The sequence below is a fragment of the Aliiroseovarius zhejiangensis genome, from assembly GCF_014656375.1.
GTDB lineage: Bacteria > Pseudomonadota > Alphaproteobacteria > Rhodobacterales > Rhodobacteraceae > Aliiroseovarius > Aliiroseovarius zhejiangensis.
The window spans coordinates 66,984-84,599 of the sequence record NZ_BNCH01000001.1 but is presented as its reverse complement, the minus strand read 5'-3'; the positions used below and the strand labels follow the sequence as shown (position 1 = coordinate 84,599).

14 protein-coding genes are annotated in these 17,616 nt (G+C 63.1%); 9 read left to right on the top strand and 5 right to left on the bottom strand.

Features of this window, described 5'->3' with window-relative positions; all coding sequences use genetic code 11:
- Positions 1-207: 207 nt before the first annotated feature.
- On the top strand, positions 208-1,758 hold the full coding sequence (locus tag IE188_RS00380; RefSeq protein WP_191284503.1) for a helicase HerA-like domain-containing protein: 1,551 nt from the start codon (positions 208-210) through the stop codon (positions 1,756-1,758).
- Positions 1,759-1,774: 16 nt separating this feature from the next.
- Here IE188_RS00380 and IE188_RS00375 read toward each other — a convergent pair whose 3' ends face one another.
- A complete protein-coding gene (locus IE188_RS00375) occupies positions 1,775-2,131 on the bottom strand; it encodes a hypothetical protein (protein WP_191284502.1) in 357 nt (118 codons plus the stop codon).
- A 121-nt stretch (positions 2,132-2,252) separates the two neighbouring features.
- Positions 2,253-3,527: an HlyC/CorC family transporter gene (locus IE188_RS00370; protein ID WP_191284501.1), complete on the bottom strand. Its 1,275-nt coding sequence runs from the start codon at positions 3,525-3,527 to the stop codon at positions 2,253-2,255.
- 89 nt (positions 3,528-3,616) lie between these two features.
- Between IE188_RS00370 and IE188_RS00365 the strand changes: the two genes are divergently transcribed.
- Complete coding sequence (locus IE188_RS00365; protein WP_191284500.1) at positions 3,617-4,918, top strand: MmgE/PrpD family protein; 1,302 nt, start codon at positions 3,617-3,619, stop codon at positions 4,916-4,918.
- 68 nt (positions 4,919-4,986) lie between these two features.
- Here IE188_RS00365 and IE188_RS00360 read toward each other — a convergent pair whose 3' ends face one another.
- Genes IE188_RS00360 through IE188_RS00350 form a run of 3 tightly spaced genes read right to left on the bottom strand, consistent with a single transcriptional unit; the run spans position 4,987 to position 7,143 of the window.
- Entirely contained in the window at positions 4,987-5,478 is a 492-nt protein-coding gene (locus IE188_RS00360) for a CinA family protein (RefSeq protein WP_191284499.1), read from the bottom strand.
- Complete coding sequence (locus IE188_RS00355; protein WP_191284498.1) at positions 5,475-5,981, bottom strand: phosphatidylglycerophosphatase A family protein; 507 nt, start codon at positions 5,979-5,981, stop codon at positions 5,475-5,477. Before IE188_RS00355 ends, IE188_RS00360 begins: the two co-directional genes overlap by 4 nt.
- A 4-nt stretch (positions 5,982-5,985) precedes the next feature.
- Positions 5,986-7,143, bottom strand: coding sequence for a bifunctional 2-C-methyl-D-erythritol 4-phosphate cytidylyltransferase/2-C-methyl-D-erythritol 2,4-cyclodiphosphate synthase (locus IE188_RS00350; RefSeq protein WP_191284497.1), 1,158 nt, complete (start codon positions 7,141-7,143; stop codon positions 5,986-5,988).
- A gap of 166 nt (positions 7,144-7,309) precedes the next feature.
- Here IE188_RS00350 and dusB point away from each other — a divergent pair, with 166 nt between their 5' ends.
- The 7 genes from dusB to IE188_RS00315 all read left to right on the top strand — a co-directional run bounded on the left by dusB (position 7,310) and on the right by IE188_RS00315 (position 17,592).
- Positions 7,310-8,290: a tRNA dihydrouridine synthase DusB gene (gene dusB, locus IE188_RS00345; protein WP_191284496.1), complete on the top strand. Its 981-nt coding sequence runs from the start codon at positions 7,310-7,312 to the stop codon at positions 8,288-8,290.
- Entirely contained in the window at positions 8,287-9,369 is a 1,083-nt protein-coding gene (locus tag IE188_RS00340; protein WP_191284495.1) for a two-component system sensor histidine kinase NtrB, read from the top strand. The genes dusB and IE188_RS00340 overlap by 4 nt, the downstream gene beginning before the upstream one ends.
- 2 nt (positions 9,370-9,371) lie before the next feature.
- The gene (locus IE188_RS00335; protein ID WP_191284494.1) at positions 9,372-10,745 is read left to right on the top strand and encodes a response regulator; all 1,374 of its coding nucleotides are present in this window, start codon (positions 9,372-9,374) and stop codon (positions 10,743-10,745) included.
- A 140-nt stretch (positions 10,746-10,885) separates the two neighbouring features.
- A complete protein-coding gene (locus tag IE188_RS00330) occupies positions 10,886-13,099 on the top strand; it encodes a sensor histidine kinase NtrY-like (RefSeq protein WP_191285269.1) in 2,214 nt (737 codons plus the stop codon).
- Positions 13,096-14,529: a nitrogen assimilation response regulator NtrX gene (gene ntrX, locus IE188_RS00325; RefSeq protein ID WP_191284493.1), complete on the top strand. Its 1,434-nt coding sequence runs from the start codon at positions 13,096-13,098 to the stop codon at positions 14,527-14,529. The genes IE188_RS00330 and ntrX overlap by 4 nt, the downstream gene beginning before the upstream one ends.
- A 111-nt stretch (positions 14,530-14,640) precedes the next feature.
- The gene (gene trkA, locus IE188_RS00320) at positions 14,641-16,017 is read left to right on the top strand and encodes a Trk system potassium transporter TrkA (RefSeq protein ID WP_191284492.1); all 1,377 of its coding nucleotides are present in this window, start codon (positions 14,641-14,643) and stop codon (positions 16,015-16,017) included.
- A 27-nt stretch (positions 16,018-16,044) separates the two neighbouring features.
- Entirely contained in the window at positions 16,045-17,592 is a 1,548-nt protein-coding gene (locus tag IE188_RS00315) for a TrkH family potassium uptake protein (RefSeq protein WP_191284491.1), read from the top strand.
- Positions 17,593-17,616: the final 24 nt, after the last annotated feature.

Here is a 17,616-nt window from a genome sequence, read left to right as displayed (position 1 = left end):
TTTTTGACGTCGCGGAAGATTTTTATGCTGTGACACGTAATTACTTCACCTTGTTAAGAAAAATGCCCCGCCCAAAGGCGAGGCCAGTCTGACAGGGAGGATGTCAACCCCGACAGTCAACATCTGCCGGGATGAATCCACTCTGGCGCAGAAGGGTTAATTTTGTATTGTTCTGACAGGTGATTGTAGCCCTTGGGGAGAGTGTGAATGGACGGTGCGATTTTTGTGGGCGGTGGCGGAGAGGATTACGCCACCAAGCAGGGGCTTTTGCTGAAATACGCCAACCGGCACGGGTTGGTCGCTGGCGCCACGGGCACCGGGAAAACCGTCACCCTGCAAATCCTGGCCGAGAGCTTTTCCGCCCAGGGCGTGCCGGTGTTTTTGTCGGATGTGAAAGGCGATCTGTCCGGGTTGGCCAAGGCCGGATCGGCCAGCTTCAAGCTGCACGAGGCCTTTACCAGCCGCGCCCAAAAGATCGGCTTTGACGATTACAGTTACGATGCCTTTCCGGTCACCTTCTGGGATCTTTTCGGCGAACAGGGCCATCCAGTCCGCACCACCGTGACCGAAATGGGGCCGCTTCTGCTGGCGCGTCTGCTGGAACTGACCGAGGCGCAGGAAGGTGTTCTGAACATCGCGTTCCGGGTGTCGGACGAACAGGGTCTGCCGCTTCTGGACCTGAAGGACTTGCAAGCTTTGCTGGTCTGGGTCGGTGAGAACGCGAAAGACCTGTCGCTGCGCTATGGCAATGTCTCGACCAGTTCCGTGGGGGCGATCCAGCGCGCGCTTTTGGTGCTGGAAAATCAGGGTGGTCACAAGCTGTTTGGGGAACCGGCGCTGGATCTGGCCGACATCATCCGCACCGATATCGACGGGCGCGGGCGCATCTCGATCCTGGCGGCGGACAAGCTGATGGGCGCGCCGCGTCTCTATGCGACGTTCCTTCTGTGGCTGTTGTCCGAATTGTTCGAGGACCTGCCCGAGGTGGGCGATCCCGACAAACCCAAACTGGTGTTCTTCTTTGACGAGGCGCATTTGCTGTTCGACGACGCCCCCAAGGCGTTGGTCGACAAGGTCGAACAGGTGGCACGACTGATCCGGTCCAAGGGGGTGGGAGTCTATTTCATCACCCAGAACCCGGCGGATGTGCCCGAGGATATTCTGGGCCAGTTGGGCAACCGGGTGCAGCACGCGCTGCGCGCCTTTACCGCCAAGGACCGCAAGGAACTGCGGCAGGCGGCGGAAACCTATCGCGACAACCCGCGCTTTTCCACCGAAGACGCGATCCGCGAGGTCGGCGTGGGCGAGGCCGTCACCTCGTTTCTGGAAGCCAAGGGCGCGCCGGGCGTCGTGGAACGCACCCTGATCCGTCCTCCCAGTTCACAGCTGGGACCAATCGATCCGGGCGAGCGCAAGGCGCTGATCGACAGCTCGCCGATTGCTGGGAAATACGAGACACTGAAAGACCGCGAAAGCGCCTATGAGGTGCTGACAAAGCGCGCCGCCGACGCCGCCAAAGCCGCGGAACAGGCTGAGCGCCGCGAAACCGAGGAAACCCTGACCCTGCGCGAATTCAACGCCGGGCGCAGGTATACGGGCAGCGAAAACGACGCCCCCCCGTCACGCCGACGGTCGCGCAAATCGTCGGATGAAGGGTTCGGGGATGCGGTTCTGAATGTGGTGGTCAAGGAGTTGAAGGGCACCACCGGCAAACGCATCGTGCGCGGCATCTTCGGGTCGCTGTTCAAGGGGCGCTAGGGTCGCCGCGCCCGACCTATTTCAACGTATAGGTCCGGATTGTGCCGTCTTCGCTGGTCAGGGTGGCCTGATCGCCGTCGATCATCACCTCCAGGCAGCCGGACGAGCGCATCGGCTCGGGGGTTGGTTCGGTCAGGGTGCGGCAGTATTTGCCGTCCTCGACAGTCCATGTGCCAGCAAACTGCAACGCGTCATTGCCGCCCGAAATCGTGCCGTCAGGTTCCAGCTTGATCGCCAACCCGGTTTTGCCGACAAAGGATTTTCCGGCCAGTTGCTGGAACAGGGGGTCCTGGCTGTCGCTTTGGGCCATGGCGGACGGGGCGGCGGCCAGCACCGCGCAAATCGTGGCTGTCGCTTTGAAGAAGGACATCATGCAATACTCCGATACCGGTTCGTGTTGACCCAGCTAACGGCCAAAAGCCGGTCAGGTGCAAGCGTTATTCCAGCGACAATGGCGCGCAGTCCAACGCGTTGAGGCCGGGGTCAGACGGGGATCACAACGGGCGAATTTTCAGCATCGCGACCCGGTTGCCGTCGCGTTTCATCACCTCGAACCGGAAGCCGTGGAAGGAAAACACCTGTCCCTCATTGGGAATCATCTGGGCTTCGTGAATGACCAGACCGGCGATTGTGTTCGCCTCGTCATCGGGCAGGTTCCAGTCATTGGCGCGGTTGATGTCGCGGATCGTCACGGCCCCGTCGACCAGAAAATTGCCGTCGGGCGCGCGTTCGATCTCCAACTCGGTCTGGTTGTCGAACTCATCGGTGATCTCGCCCACGATCTCTTCCAGAATGTCTTCGAGTGTGATCAGACCTTCAAGCGACCCGTATTCGTCCACCACCAGCGCGAAATGCGTGTGGCGGCGCAGGAACTGGCGCATCTGGTCGTCCAGCGTGGTGGTTTCCGGGATGAAGTATGGCTTCATCGCCACTTGCAGAACGTCGAATTCCTCGATCGGTTTGCCTTCGGCCTGCGCCATATACATGGCGCGGCTCAGATCCTTGGCGTGAATGACGCCGATGATGTTTTCCGGCTCGTCACGATAGACCGGCAGGCGGGTATGGGGCGAGGCCAGGATCTGCTCCAACACCTCGATGGCGGGGGCTGAGGCGTCGATCATCTCGATCTGGCTGCGGTGCAGCATGATTTCCTCGACCGCGCGATCCCCCAGGTCCAGCGCGCCCAGCAGGCGGTCACGGTCTTCTTTTTCAACCGCGCCCTCGGAATGGCCCAGTGCGATGGCGCCCATGATTTCCTCGCGCACCGCCAGGATATGACTGTCCGGGTCGGTCTTTACGCCAAACAGGCTGAGCAATCCGCGGGTGATCACGCGCACCGCCGCGACGATCGGCGCAAACACCAGAATCACGATGGAAATCGGGCCAGAGGCCTTGGCCGCCGCGTCCTCGGGCCGGGTGATGGCGTAGGTTTTGGGCAGCACCTCGGCGAAGATCAGCACCAGCAGGGTCATCACCAGGGTGGCCAGCGCCACGCCGCTGTCGCCGAAAAGCCGTGTGAACAGCGCGGTGGCCAGCGAGGCGGCGAGGATGTTCACCAGGTTGTTGCCCAGCAACACAGAACCGATCAGCCGCTCGTTATCCTCGGTGATCGACAGGGCGCGTTCGGACCCCCGATCTCCTCGGTCGGCGCGCGACCTGAGCTTGCCGCGCGAGGCTGCGGTCAGCGCCGTCTCAGATCCCGAAAAAAAGGCAGACAAAACAAGAAGAGCCGCAATCGCGGCGCTGCTGATCCAAAATCCGGTATCCATGATGTTCCTGATTGCCTTTCGTTTTTCCTGTTAGTGTTATGTAGCGCAACGCGTATGCTTTCAAGGGACGGACAGGAAAGGGGCGTCGGATGGGCGTGGTCATTAAGGAACTTTCGCGCTTCGGCATCGGGCCGGTGCGGGGCGATGCGGGGCACGCCGCGCGCGAGATGATGGCCCTGTCGCTGATGGATTGGGCCTCGGTCACGATGGCCGGCACTGGCGAACCCGTGGCGCGGATCATGCGCGACATGGCGGTTGACGACGGGGGCGGGGCACAGGCCAGTGTGGCGGGGCTCGCGCGGAAGCTGCCGGTGCGGGCGGCGGCGATGGTCAATGGCACAACGTCCCATGCGCTGGACTATGACGACACGCATTTCGCCCATATCGGGCATCCGTCCGTGGCCGTGGTGCCGGCCGCGCTGGCTATTGCCGAATGGATCGAGGCGCCGGGCGCGGATATGCTGGACGCGGCCCTGATCGGCGTCGAAGGGTCGATTCGCATGGGGCGCTGGCTGGGACGCAGCCATTATCAGACCGGGTTTCACCAGACCGCAACCGCCGGGGCGTTTGGGGCCACACTGGCGGCGGGGCGTCTGTTGGCGCTCAGTGCCGATCAGATGGCCCATGCGCTGGGTCTGTGCGCCACCCGGGCGGCGGGTCTGAAAAGCCAGTTCGGCACGATGGGCAAACCTTATCACGCGGGGCTGGCCGCCCAGACCGGGGTCGAGGTCGCACGCGCCGCCAAGGCGGGCTTTGTCTCGACCCTTGACGGGATCGAAGGCGCGCAGGGCTTTGGCCCCACCCATGCGGCGCAGGGGGATGCATCGGCCATCGAAGGGCTGGGCCGGGACTGGGATATACTGACGATCAGTCACAAATTTCATGCCTGCTGTCACGGCACGCACGCGATGCTGGAGGCGCTGGCCAAGATCGACATCGCCGCGCCCGACATGGCCGAGATGCAGCTTTGGACCCACCCGCGCTGGATGAGCGTGTGCAACATCCCCCATCCCCGCACCGGGCTTGAGGTCAAGTTTTCCTATGCGCATTGTGCCGCGATGGCCTTGTCGGGGCTTGATACCTCGGCGCTGGACAGTTTCACCGACGCCATTGCGCGGGACAGCTATCTGACGGCGCTTGCGTCACGGGTGCATGTGGTGGCGGATGACAACATCGCCGAAACGGCGGCGCGGATCGAGGTGACGATGCAATCCGGCGCGGTCCACACGTCCGAGCACAATTTGAACCGAGCCATGCCCACCGGTTCGCGTCGCGACAAGCTCGAAGCGAAAAGCCGCGCCTTGCTGGGGGCAAAGGCTGCAGAGCTGATCGACGCGGTGGGCGCGTTGCCCGATCTGCCGACACTGTGTGCGTTGTTGCGGGCGGCTTGACGGGCAGGGCGCGGGCCGGGCCTTCGAGGCGCCAGTGGGTGATGTTCAGGGTTGGATCGCGGTGCAGATCAGCGCGCATCTGCCTGTCGGGCGGCGGTCAGCAATAATGATACCGCATGTGCGGCGGCCGCCCGGCGCACCCGGTCACGGCCAATTGCGCCGAACTCCACGGTTTCGGTGGTGCAGCCGCTGCGCGTCGCAAGGCCAAAGCACACACGTCCCTCCGGCTTGTGCTCGGACCCGCCCGGCCCGGCAATGCCGGTGATGGACACCGCAATCTGGGCGGCCGAGGCGGCAAGTGCGCCTTTCGCCATCTGATGTGCCACCGGTTCGGACACCGCGCCATGGCTGACCAGCAATGCCTGGCTGACGCCCAGCATGTCCTGTTTGGCCGCGTTGGAATAGGTGATGAAGCCGCGATCAAACACATCCGAGCTGCCCGCGACCTCGGTCAGCCACGCGCCGACCATGCCGCCGGTGCAGCTTTCCGCGGTGGCGACGCGCAGCCCCTTGGTGCGGCACAGGTCAAGCAGTTCGACAACAGCGCGTTGATCAGTCATGGAGACATCAAGACCGCATGGGCGCCATAGGCGGCGAGGGTCACGGTGATGGCGGCGGCCACTCCGGCATAAACGTCATCCATCATGACCCCCGTGGCATCCCCGCGCCGGTCGGCCGTGCCAATCGGCCCCAGCTTGGTGATGTCGAAGAAACGAAAGGCAAAGAAGCCGACAATCCAGCCGGGATAGAGTGCTAGAATATCCGCCCCCATCAGTTTCGCTCCGAAAGACACCGGAAACAGGGTGATCCACATGCCGACCACCTCGTCTATCACCACCTCGCCGGGGTCGTGATTGTCCGACCCGGCGGTGTAGGCCTCCGTGGCTTTCAGGCCAAGGTAATAGGCCACGATCGTGGCGCCGGTCAGCAGAACCGGACCGCCGATCAGGTGCAGAAGCCACGCGGCGGGCAGGGCGGCCAGCGTGCCCCATGTGCCGGGGGCGGGCTTCAGCAATCCGGCATAGAAGAAGGTGGCGATCACCTTGGCGGTGGATTTCTGCATCGGATCAGTCCTTGATCAGGGTGGCCGACGCCAAGGACGCGATGCCCTCGGAACGCCCGGTAAATCCAAGGCGTTCGGACGTGGTGGCTTTGACCGACACCCGGTCCACCCCGATCCCCATGATCCGGGCCAGTTCGGCGCGCATTGCGTCCGCATGGGGCCCGATTTTCGGCTGCTCACAAATCAGCGTCACATCGGCATTGGACAGGCGATAGCCGCGCGATGCGGCCAGATCGACCGCATGGCGCAGGAAAATATGGCTGTCTGCGCCCTTCCATTTCGGATCAGAGGGCGGGAAATGCTGGCCGATGTCACCCTCGGCCAATGCGCCATAAATCGCATCGGTCAGCGCGTGCATGCCCACATCCGCATCCGAATGGCCCTTGAGCTTACGGTCATGTGCAAGACGCACCCCGCACAGGATGATATGGTCGCCGTCCTCGAACGCGTGCACGTCGAACCCGTTGCCGATGCGGATATCCATGGTCTGCTCCTTTGCCTGTTCATTTGCCCGTTGGCGGATCATCCGCTCCGCGCGGGAAAAATCGCCCGCCGTGGTGATCTTCAGGTTCCCCTCATCGCCCATCGTGATGGTTACGTCCAGCCCGGCGTTGCGCGCGACCTCGACATCATCCGCCGCGCCGCCTGTATGGGCGCGATGGGCCGCCAGGATCGGGGCGAAGTGAAAGCCCTGCGGCGTCTGGGCGCGATAGAGCCCATCGCGTGCCACTGTGCCGGTCACGATGCCGTCCGCGCCACGCCAAAGTGCATCGGTGACGGGCAGGGCAGGGGCGGCACCTTGCGCTGTTACCAACGCCTCGATCACCCCGTCGATCACCCCGGCGCTGACCATGGGGCGCGCCACATCATGGATCAGCACCAGATCGGGCGCATCAGCCGCCAGCGCCTCAAGCCCCGCGCGCACGCTGGCGTCACGGGTGGCGCCGCCATGAACCAGTTCGACCCCGTCGATCGCTTTGGCCTGCGCCCTGTCATCGGGATGGATCACCAAAAGGCACCGGGTGATGCGCGGATGGTTGCGAAACGCGGCCACGCTGCGGGCCGCCACGGTCGCGCCTGCGACCTGTCGCCACTGTTTGGGAAGGCCCGCGCCTGCACGGGTGCCGCGCCCGGCGGCGACGATAAGGGCTGCAATATCCATGGCTCTTGTTTAGGCTGTGCCGAAATGAAGGACAATGGGGCCATTTCGGCCGGAAAAACTGCATAAAAAATAGGCAGAAAGTGAATCTAGTCCTCGCGCACCGGGACAGAAATTGCTATTTCGCAAGGCGTCTTTCAACGTCACGGTTGTTGCACAAGGATTAGGCATGACGATCCGCGTCAGGGATATCACCATTGATCCTCCGGTTTTGCTGGCCCCGATGGCTGGCATTACCGATCTTCCGTTTCGCACCCTCGTCTCTGGTTTCGGCGCAGGGTTGGTGGTGTCGGAAATGGTGGCCAGCCAGGAAATGGTGCAGGCCAAACCCGGTGTGCGCGAACGGGCGGAGCTGGGGTTTGGGCACGCCAACACCGCAGTCCAACTGGCCGCGCGTGATGTGTATTGGGCCGGAGAGGCCGCGCGCATGGTCGAACAGAACGGCGCGAAGGTCATCGACATCAACATGGGTTGCCCCGCGCGCAAAGTGGTGGGGGGGCTGTCGGGATCAGCCCTGATGCGCGATCTGGATCACGCGCTTCTGCTGATCAAGGCGATTGTGGGCGCGGTGTCGGTGCCCGTCACACTCAAGACCCGCCTTGGTTGGGATGATAACAGCCTGAATGCCGCCACGCTGGCGCAGATGGCCGAGGCTGCGGGCATCCGGATGATCACCATTCATGGCCGCACCCGCTGTCAATTCTACAAGGGTCACGCCAATTGGGCGGCGATCCGGCCGGTGAAACAGGCCGTTTCGATCCCGGTGATTGCCAATGGCGACATCGTGGACACAGCGACCGCGCGGCAGGCACTGGCACAAAGCGGCGCGGACGGCGTGATGATCGGGCGCGGCAGCGGGGGGCAGCCTTGGCTGCTGGCACAGGTGGCCCATGACATCTGGGGCACGACCGCCCCCATCATCCCGCAAGGAATGGCGCTGGCGAACATGGTGACGGACCATTACCGCGCCAGTCTTGATTTCTATGGGCCGGACCTGGGCGCGCGGGTCATACGCAAGCATCTGGGCTGGTATATGGACTGGGCGGGCACCGAGGCCGGGTTGCGCCGGCGCGTCCTGTCCAGCCGGAACACAGCCGAGGTGCTTGCCATGCTGCCCGACGCGGTGCTGACCGAACGGTGTGCGGCATGAGGCAGGACGGACATCTCTGGTCGGCTTTGCCCGTGCCCGCGATCGAACTGGATGCGGATGCGCGCATTCTCAGGGTCAACGGAACCGGCGAGATGTTTCTGAACACCTCGGAACGCAGCCTTCAGGGCTCACGGCTTGGGGCAAAGATCGCGCTGTCGATCAATGTCGACGACGCGATTGACCGGATCACTGGCACCGGCGGGCCGCTTTATGTGGACGGTGCCAAACTGACCCTGCCGGGCGGAGAGCTGCGCGAGGTCAACCTTCAGTTTTCGCCGCTTGCCACATCTGCTGGCGACACCGGGCATGTGCTGGTTCTGCTTCAGCCGCGCAGCGGCGCCGAGCATCTGGGCTGGGTGCAAGGCTCGCAGGTGGCGACACGACAAGCCATAGGCATGGCCGAGATGCTGGCCCATGAAATAAAGAACCCTCTGGCCGGGATCACCGGGGCGGCGCAGCTTCTATCGATGTCACTGTCACCCGAGGACCGGGAACTGACCGACCTGATCGTGGCCGAAAGCCGACGCGTCGTGGCGCTGCTGGAACAGGTCGAGCATTTCGGCGATCTGCGCCCGCCCGCCTGTGCGTCGGTCAACATCCACGATATTCTGGACCGTGCACGGGCCACGGCGCAGGTTGGATTTGCGCCCGGCATGATGATCGAGGAAAATTATGATCCGTCTTTGCCTGACGTCTGGGTCGATGGCGACCAGATGCAACAGGTGTTCCTGAACATGTTGAAGAACGCCTCACAAGCCTGCAAAGGGGAAGGGAAAATCGAGATCAGGACATTCTATGAGGGTGGCCTGCGTCTGCGCTTGCCGGACGGAGGCCATGCAAGTCTGCCGTTGCAGGTCGAGGTGATCGACAACGGCCCCGGTCTGCCCGCCGACATCGCCGATCACGTGTTCGATCCCTTTGTGTCCGGGCGCGAGAACGGCACCGGCTTGGGGCTGGCGCTGGTGTCCAAGATCCTGACCGATCACGGCGCGTTGATCTCGGTCGACAGCCGTCCCGGACGCACCGCGTTCCGCCTGTCCCTGCCGATCGCCCCGGCGCCCAATCGAAAAGGAACCTGACCATGGATGGCACCGTTCTTGTCGCGGATGATGACCGCACGATCCGCACCGTGTTGACCCAGGCGCTGACCCGCGCCGGGTGCCGGGTGCATGCCACCGGGTCGATGGCGACCCTGATGCGCTGGGTGGAAGACGGGCGCGGGGATGCGGTAATCTCGGACGTGGTGATGCCTGACGGCAACGGGCTTGAGGCCCTGCCGCGGATTGCCAAGATCCGCCCCAACCTGCCAGTGATCGTGATTTCGGCACAGAACACCATCATGACCGCCATCCAGGCCGCCGAGGCCGAGGCGTTCGATTATCTGCCCAAGCCGTTCGACCTGCCGGACCTTATGAAACGCACGGCGCAGGCGTTGGAACGCAAGCGGCTGCGTGTCAGCCGCGATGACGAGCCGACGCGCCCGCCCGATGCCGCAACCGACCTGCCTTTAGTGGGCCGCACGCCGGCGATGCAGGAACTCTATCGCCTGGTGGCGCGGGTTCTGAATGTCGATCTGCCGGTGCTGATCACCGGGGAAAGCGGCACCGGCAAGTCGCTGATCGCGCAGGCGCTTCACGATTTCTCGGACCGGCGCGACGCCCCGTTCATCATCGCCACGCCTGATGATCTGGCGCCCGCTGACGGGGCTGGCGACGTGGTGCGCCGCGCGCGGGGCGGCACGATCCTGTTTGATGGCGTTGGCGACCTTGACGGCGATGCGCAAGCCCGCCTGTCCCGGCTGCTGGACGGGTTGGGGTCGTCCGGGCCGCGCGTTCTGGCCATTTCGCAAGGTGATCTGGCCAGGGCGGCGGCGAAAGGAGCCTTTCGCGAGGATCTCTATTATCGCCTTGCCGGGGTGGTGATCCCGGTGCCCAGCCTGCGTGAACGGATGGAGGATATTCCTGCGTTGTCCGATCATTTCCTCGCGCGTGCCGCGCGCGATGGTCTGCCCGAACGCCGGTTTTCACGCGACGCCGCGCAAACCCTGCGGGCCTTCCCCTGGCCGGGCAATGTGCGCGAGCTGGAAAACTTGGTGAACAGGCTGGTCGTCACCAGCGCCGAGGACGAAATCTCGAAATCCGAGGTGGATCTGGCGCTCGGCGGCATGGCGGCGACCAAATTCGTTGCAACCGATCTGTCAGATGAACGGCTGTCGGATTCGGTCGCGCGCCATCTGCAACGTTATTTCGATTTGCATGGCGGAACACTGCCACCGGCGGGGCTGTATCAGCGGATTCTGCGCGAAATCGAGCTTCCTTTGATCGAAATCGCGCTGGATGCGACCGGCGGCAACCAAGCTAAATGTGCCGATTTGTTGGGAATCAACCGCAATACCTTGCGTAAAAAGATCACCGAGCTCGAAATCGAGGTGACACGCCGCCGCAAATTGATGTAAAAGGGCAACAGAGCGTGGCAATTGGGCACAAGACCCGGGCCACACAGGCGGTCGCCGCGGCAACGCGGCCATGACGAGTAGGGGCGAGCACAGTGGCGCGACGCGCGGTGCGGAAGTCGAGGCTGGACCAGTATCTGTCCATGCGCCGGTGGCGCAGGTTCAGGTCCGTGGGGGCCTTTGGCATGGTCGTGCTGGGGCCGGTTCTGACGATCGTGACCTTCCTGACACTTGGACCCTTTGCGCAGCGCGCCGACAGCAATACGCTGCGGCTGATCCTTCTGGCGGATGCAATCTATGTGATCATGGTGGCCGGGCTGGTTCTGGCCGGTGTGAGCCGTATGATCGTGGCGCGCCGTCAGGAAAGCGCAGGCTCGCGTTTGCATCTGCGCCTGACCATGGTTTTCGCGGTCCTCGCGCTCAGCCCGACCATCCTCGTGGCCATCTTTGCCATGCTGACCTTGAATATGGGGCTTGAGGGCTGGTTCTCGGACCGGGTGCGCACGGTTGTCGGCAATTCCCTGTCGGCTGCTCAGGCCTATAAGCAGGAAAGTCGCGACGGGCTGGTGCAGGATGGCGAGGCGCTTGCCCTGTTCCTGGAACGCCAGCGCCAGTCGCAGCTTCTGCTGACCGATGCCGAGCTGGGCGCGCTTCTGACGCAGGGGCAGGCGCGTATCCAGCGGGGGCTGCGGGAAGCCTATGTGATCGATTCCAATGGCGAGATCCGGGTGCGGGGCGGTGGCTCTTATCTGTTTGACTATGAAAAACCTGATCAGGCCGCGCTGGACCGGGCGCTGGCGGGCGAAACCGTGGTGATCGAGGATTGGCAGAACAACGAGTTTCGCGTGCTGATCAAGCTGGACAATTTCTCGGACCACCTGATCCAGCTGACCCGCGACGTCAACGGCGCGATCCTTGACCTTGTGGATGAAACGCAAGAGGCCGCGCTGGTCTATAACCAGTTGGAAAGCCAGCGTGGCCAGCGGCTGTTCCAGTTCGGGCTGATTTATCTGGGCTTTGCCGTGATCCTGATCCTGGCCGCGATCTGGATGGGCATGTCCTTTGCCGAGCGACTGGCCCGCCCTGTCGGACGGCTGGCGGGTGCCGCGCAGCGAGTCGGCGCCGGTGATCTGGATGTGCGCGTGATCGAGGAAGAGGGCAATGACGAGATTGCCATGCTGGGGCGCTATTTCAACCAGATGACCACGCAACTGAAGGCGCAGCGCGAACGGCTATTGGAGAATACAGAACAGATCGAACGCCGCCGCCGCCTGTTCGACAGTGTGCTGGGGTCCGTGACGGGGGGGGTGATCGGGCTGAACGCTCGCGGGCAGGTGACCTTCGTGAACCGCGCCGCAGAAGACGTGCTGGACGTGCGTGATGAGACCGGCATTGAACAGGAACTGGCACTTGTGGTGCCCGAATTTCAGCCGTTGCTGGACGAAGTTGCCAGCGGCACCCGTGAAACCTCCCAGACCGAGTTGCGGCTGACGCGCGGCGGCAAACAGGAAAACCTGTTGGTGCGCATCGCCACGCGCCGCTCGGACGAGGGCGGGTTGGAAGGGTATGTGGTGGCCTTTGATGATGTGACCGAACTTGTTTCGGCCCAGCGCATGGCCGCCTGGGGCGATGTGGCCCGCCGGATCGCGCATGAAATCAAGAACCCGCTGACCCCGATCCAGCTGTCGGCAGAACGGATCAAGCGCAAGTTCAGCCGAGTGGAGGGCATCGACGTCGAGGCGCTGGAACAATATACCGATGTGATCGTGCGCCAGACCAATGATCTGCGCCGCATTGTCGACGAGTTTTCGAAATTTGCCCGCATGCCGGAACCCGAACGCCGCGCCGCGGATATCGTCGCGCTGGTGCGGGACGCGGTGGTGCTGCAACAGGCGGGGCAGGAGGGTGTGAGCATCAAGGCCAACCTTCTGAACGGTCCGATTGACGTCGAAATCGACGCCACCATGATCGGGCAAGCGTTGACTAACCTGATCAAGAATGCCGGGGAAGCCATTGAAACCCTGCAGGAAAAAGGTGTACCAGAAGGACACGCGCCGGAAATCCGGGTGGATATGACCAACGTTCCCGGCGGGATCGAAATCACCATCGCCGACAATGGCATCGGATTGCCGGAAGACCGCGCGCGCCTGTTTGAACCCTATGTCACCACGCGCGCCAAGGGCACCGGGCTGGGGCTTCCGATCGTAAAGAAGATTATTGAAGAGCATGGTGGGCGCCTGACCCTTGAGGATGCGCCCGCCTTCAACACGGACAGCGCCCATTCCGGAGCGTTGGCCCGTATATTCCTGCCCGCCGAGCATGGGCAGACCGAGCAGCAGAAAGCGGGGGCAATATGAGCGATATTCTGATTGTCGATGACGAACGGGACATTCGGGAACTGATCTCGGATATTCTGGAAGACGAGGGGTTCACGACCCGATTGGCGGGCACCTCGGACGAAGCGGTGGCCGCGGTGAAAGAAGAATTGCCGTCCTTGATGATCCTGGACATCTGGCTGAAGGACTCGGCCATGGACGGGATCGACATTTTGAAGATGGTCAAGCGCGAACATCCCGAGGTGCCGGTGGTGATCATCTCGGGTCACGGCAATATCGAAATTGCCGTCGCCGCCATCAAGCAGGGGGCCTATGATTTCATCGAAAAGCCCTTCAACATCGACCAGTTGATGGTGGTGATCACGCGCGCGATGGAAACCAGCCGTCTGCGCCGGGAAAACACCGAACTGAAACGCCGCGACACTCATCCGACCGAAATGATCGGATCAAGTGCGGCGTTCAAGGCTTTGAAATCACATCTGGACAAGGTGACCAAATCAAACGGCCGCGTGCTTCTGTCAGGCGCAGCCGGGGCGGGCAAGGAAATGGCCGCGCGCTATGTGCATGCCAATTCAGACCGCGCATCAGCGCCGTTTGTGGTGGTCAACTCTGCCTCGATCGAAGCGGACCGGATGGAAGAGGTCCTGTTCGGTCGCGAAAGCACCGAGCGCGGGGTCGAGCCCGGCCTGCTGGAAGAGGCCAACGGCGGTGTGCTCTACTTCGACGAGGTGGCAGACATGCCGCTGGGCACGCAATCGAAGATCCTGCGCGTTCTGGTCGATCAGCGGTTCCAGCGGGTCGGCGGGACGGACAAGGTGTCGGTCGATCTCAGGGTCATTTCGTCGACCAATCGCGATTTGCAGGCCGAGATTGCGCAAGGCCGGTTCCGTGAGGAACTGTATCATCGGCTGAACGTGGTGCCCATCGCCGTGCCGCCTCTGGGCGAGCGGCGCGAGGATATACCGGAGCTCGCGCGCTATTTTCTTCAGGCGTTCAACCGTGATCAGGGTCTTCCCCTGCGTGATCTAGCCGAAGATGCCGAAGCGATGCTTCAGACCATGCAATGGCCGGGGAACGTGCGGCAGTTGAAGAACATGATCGAACGGGTGCTGATCCTGGGCGAAGGCACGGGGCCGATTCAGGCATCGGATCTGCCGGGGCAGGACGGTGGCGGCGAGGATGGTGGCGAGCAGGGGATCGTGGTGTCCGGCGCGCTTGCGATGATGCCTCTGCGCGAAGCCCGCGAGGCGTTCGAGCGGGAATACCTTTTGACCCAGATCAACCGCTTTGGCGGCAATATCTCACGCACGGCAAATTTTGTCGGCATGGAGCGGTCGGCGCTGCACCGCAAGCTGAAATCCCTGGGCGTCGTGACCGGGTCGAAGGCAGGCGCGCGGATTGCCTATGTGGCGGACGAAGCGGAAGAGGCCGGGATCGAGGCCGAGGCCTGATCTTCACGGCGGATTGCCTGCCTTGGGGTGCTGGCGCCCGTGCCCTGCGGGCATTGACCCGGATCGGGCCATCTGCCAAGTGTTTCCTGATGTGACATCAAGGGGAACCGGATGAAGGTCATCATATGCGGTGCCGGTCAGGTGGGCTGGCAAATTGCGCGTCACCTGTCCAGTGAAAAGAACGATGTGACGGTGGTCGACAACAATGCCGAGCTTGTCGCACGGGCCACCGACACGCTGGACGTGCAGGGGGTGTCGGGCCATGCGTCCTATCCCGATGTGCTGGACCGGGCCGGGGCCAGGGATGCCGACATGATCATCGCCGCGACCCATTCGGACGAGGTGAACATGGTCACCTGCCAGATCGCCCATTCGGTCTTTGCCATCCCGCGCAAGATCGCGCGGCTCAGGGCGCAAAGCTATCTGGATGCGATCTATGCCGACATGTATCGCCGAGACCACCTGCCGATTGATGTGGTGATCAGCCCGGAACGCGAAGTTGCACAGGCGGTGCTGAAACGGCTGCAAGCGCCCTCGGCCTTTGACATTGAAAGTTTCATGGACGCGCGGGTGCAGCTTTTGGGAATTCAGATTGCAGATGACTGCCCGGTGGTGAATACGCCCCTGCGGCAGTTGACCGACCTTTTCTCGACGCTCAGCGCGGTGGTGGTGGGCATTCGCCGCGACGGGTCGCTGTTTGCCCCCGAGGCGGGTGATCAGCTGTTCGGCGGCGACCAGATCTATGTCTTCACCCGCACCGGGGATGTGGATCGCACCCTGGAAGTGTTTGGCAAATCTGTCAAACGGCAGGAACGGGTCGTGATTCTGGGCGGAGGCAATGTGGGCCTGGCCGTCGCGCGCGAGTTGGAAAACCGCACCGACCGCATCCGCGCCAAGGTGGTCGAGCTGAACCGTACTGTCGCCGAACGGGCCGCTGATGCGTTGGAGCGCACGGTGGTCCTGCATGGCGACGCCATGAACATGGAACTGATGAAAGAAGCCGGGGTGCCCCGCGCCGATGCCATTCTGTCGGTGACAGACGACGACAAGGTGAACCTGCTGGCGGCGGTCCGGGCCAAGACGGCCGGCACCGCCATGTCGATTTGCCTGATCAACGACCCGTCGCTGGTCAATCTGCTGGCCCCTTTGAAGATCGATGCCTATATCAACCCGCGCACCCAGACCGTCAGCTCGATCCTGCGCCATATCCGCCGTGGCAAGGTGCGCGAGGTCTATTCGCTGGGCGACGCCGAGGCCGAAGTGATCGAGGCGCAGGTGCTGTCGACCTCGCCCATCGCAGGCAAGGCGGTGCGCGATATCGACTTTCCCGAGGGGGTTCTGGTCGGGGCCATTCTGAAGGGCGATAAGGTCGTGAAACCCACAGCCCAGACGCGGATTGACGAAGGCGACGTGGTCGCCTTGTTCTCGATGGCCGCCGATGTGCCCGAGGTCGAGCGCCTGCTGCAGGTGTCCATCGACTTCTTCTGATCCCGATGCACCGATAGGGCCGACATCATGCTTGCGACCATCGCCAAACTGCCGCTGCTTGTGATCCTGATGGGGATCAGCGCGCTTGCGATGCTTTTGCCCGCCGGGTTCGGCTGGATGATCGGGGAGTTCTTCGAAGCGCGGGTGTTTCTTTACGGAGCGCTTTTGTTCGGGTTCATCACCTCGTTTCTGGCGATGGCGATGGCAGACCGCGAACGTTCGACCCGGCATCGGCGCCACCTTCTGGCACTGTTGGGCCTGTTCGTGCTGTTGCCGCTGATGCTGGCAGTGCCGTTTCACCAGGCGGTGCGCACAACGACCTTCCTGAACGCCTATGTCGAGATGGTGTCGGCCCTGACCACCACCGGCGCGACCCTGTTCGAGGATGCCAGCCGCATCGCGCGGTCGGTTCACCTGTGGCGCGCGTTGGTCGGCTGGATGGGCGGGTTGTTCATCTGGGTAAGCGCCATCGCGATCCTGGCCCCCATGTCGCTGGGAGGGTTCGAGGTGCGCGCGCGCTTTGGCAAGCGCGGCACATCCGCCCCCGATGACACGCGGTTCGGCGCGGGCATCAGCCAGATCATCCGCGTCGCCGATTTTTCGGAACGGATCCGCACCTATGGGATCCGGTTGCTGCCGATCTATGCCGGGCTGACCCTGGCCTTGTGGCTGGGACTGATCCTGGCCGGCGATACCGCCTTTGTGGCGCTGTGCCACGCGATGTCGACCATGGCCACCAGTGGCATTTCCCCGGTCGGCGGCCCCGTGGGCAGCCAGTCGGGCTATGTCGGTGAAATGGTGATGGCGCTGTTTTTCTTCTTTGCCATTTCCCGCGTGACCTTTGCCTCGGACATGCAGGGCAGCGAACGGCGGCGGCGCCTGCCGGAAGACCCTGAGATCCGTCTGGCGCTGGTGATCGTGATCGTCCTGCCCCTGTTTCTGTTTCTGCGCCACTGGGTCGGTGCCTATGAGGTCGACGAGGAACAGAACTGGATCGCCGGGCTGACCTCGCTTTGGGGCAGCTTCTTCACGGTCCTGTCCTTCCTGACGACGACCGGCTTTGAAAGCGCCGCCTGGTCCGTCAGCCGTGACTGGTCCGGCCTCCAGACGCCGGGATTGATCCTGATGGGCCTGTCGCTGATCGGGGGCGGGGTGGCCACCACGGCGGGCGGCGCGAAGCTGATGCGGGTCTATGCGCTTTATCTGCACGGGCTGCGCGAGATGGGAAAGCTGGTCCACCCCTCGTCGGTGGGCGGGTCGGGAACCGAGGCGCGGCACCTGCGGGGGCGCGGGGCTTATATGGCCTGGGTCTTTTTCATGCTGATGTCGATGTCCGTGGCGCTGGTGATGGGGATGTTTTCGCTGCTGGGGCAGGATTTCGAAAGTGCGATGACCCTGACCATTGCCGCGCTGACCACCACCGGGCCGATTGCGCAGGTGGCGGCGGCAGAGCCGATTTCCTACAGCACCCTGACCGACCCGGCCAAGGCGGTGCTGGCGGGGGCGATGATCCTGGGGCGGCTGGAAATGCTGGCCATCATCGCGCTTTTCAGCCCCGAGGTCTGGCGGCGCTGACCCGCCACGCGACATGTGCCCACC

Coding starts and splice junctions, on each gene's coding strand:
- IE188_RS00370 (WP_191284501.1), bottom strand. CDS start 3,527: ATGGATACCGGATTTTGGATCAGCAGCGCCGCGATTGCGGCTCTTCTT.
- IE188_RS00375 (WP_191284502.1), bottom strand. CDS start 2,131: ATGATGTCCTTCTTCAAAGCGACAGCCACGATTTGCGCGGTGCTGGCC.
- IE188_RS00380 (WP_191284503.1), top strand. CDS start 208: ATGGACGGTGCGATTTTTGTGGGCGGTGGCGGAGAGGATTACGCCACC.
- IE188_RS00335 (WP_191284494.1), top strand. CDS start 9,372: ATGGATGGCACCGTTCTTGTCGCGGATGATGACCGCACGATCCGCACC.
- IE188_RS00365 (WP_191284500.1), top strand. CDS start 3,617: ATGGGCGTGGTCATTAAGGAACTTTCGCGCTTCGGCATCGGGCCGGTG.
- IE188_RS00340 (WP_191284495.1), top strand. CDS start 8,287: ATGAGGCAGGACGGACATCTCTGGTCGGCTTTGCCCGTGCCCGCGATC.
- dusB (WP_191284496.1), top strand. CDS start 7,310: ATGACGATCCGCGTCAGGGATATCACCATTGATCCTCCGGTTTTGCTG.
- trkA (WP_191284492.1), top strand. CDS start 14,641: ATGAAGGTCATCATATGCGGTGCCGGTCAGGTGGGCTGGCAAATTGCG.
- ntrX (WP_191284493.1), top strand. CDS start 13,096: ATGAGCGATATTCTGATTGTCGATGACGAACGGGACATTCGGGAACTG.
- IE188_RS00350 (WP_191284497.1), bottom strand. CDS start 7,143: ATGGATATTGCAGCCCTTATCGTCGCCGCCGGGCGCGGCACCCGTGCA.
- IE188_RS00315 (WP_191284491.1), top strand. CDS start 16,045: ATGCTTGCGACCATCGCCAAACTGCCGCTGCTTGTGATCCTGATGGGG.
- IE188_RS00360 (WP_191284499.1), bottom strand. CDS start 5,478: ATGACTGATCAACGCGCTGTTGTCGAACTGCTTGACCTGTGCCGCACC.
- IE188_RS00355 (WP_191284498.1), bottom strand. CDS start 5,981: ATGCAGAAATCCACCGCCAAGGTGATCGCCACCTTCTTCTATGCCGGA.
- IE188_RS00330 (WP_191285269.1), top strand. CDS start 10,886: ATGCGCCGGTGGCGCAGGTTCAGGTCCGTGGGGGCCTTTGGCATGGTC.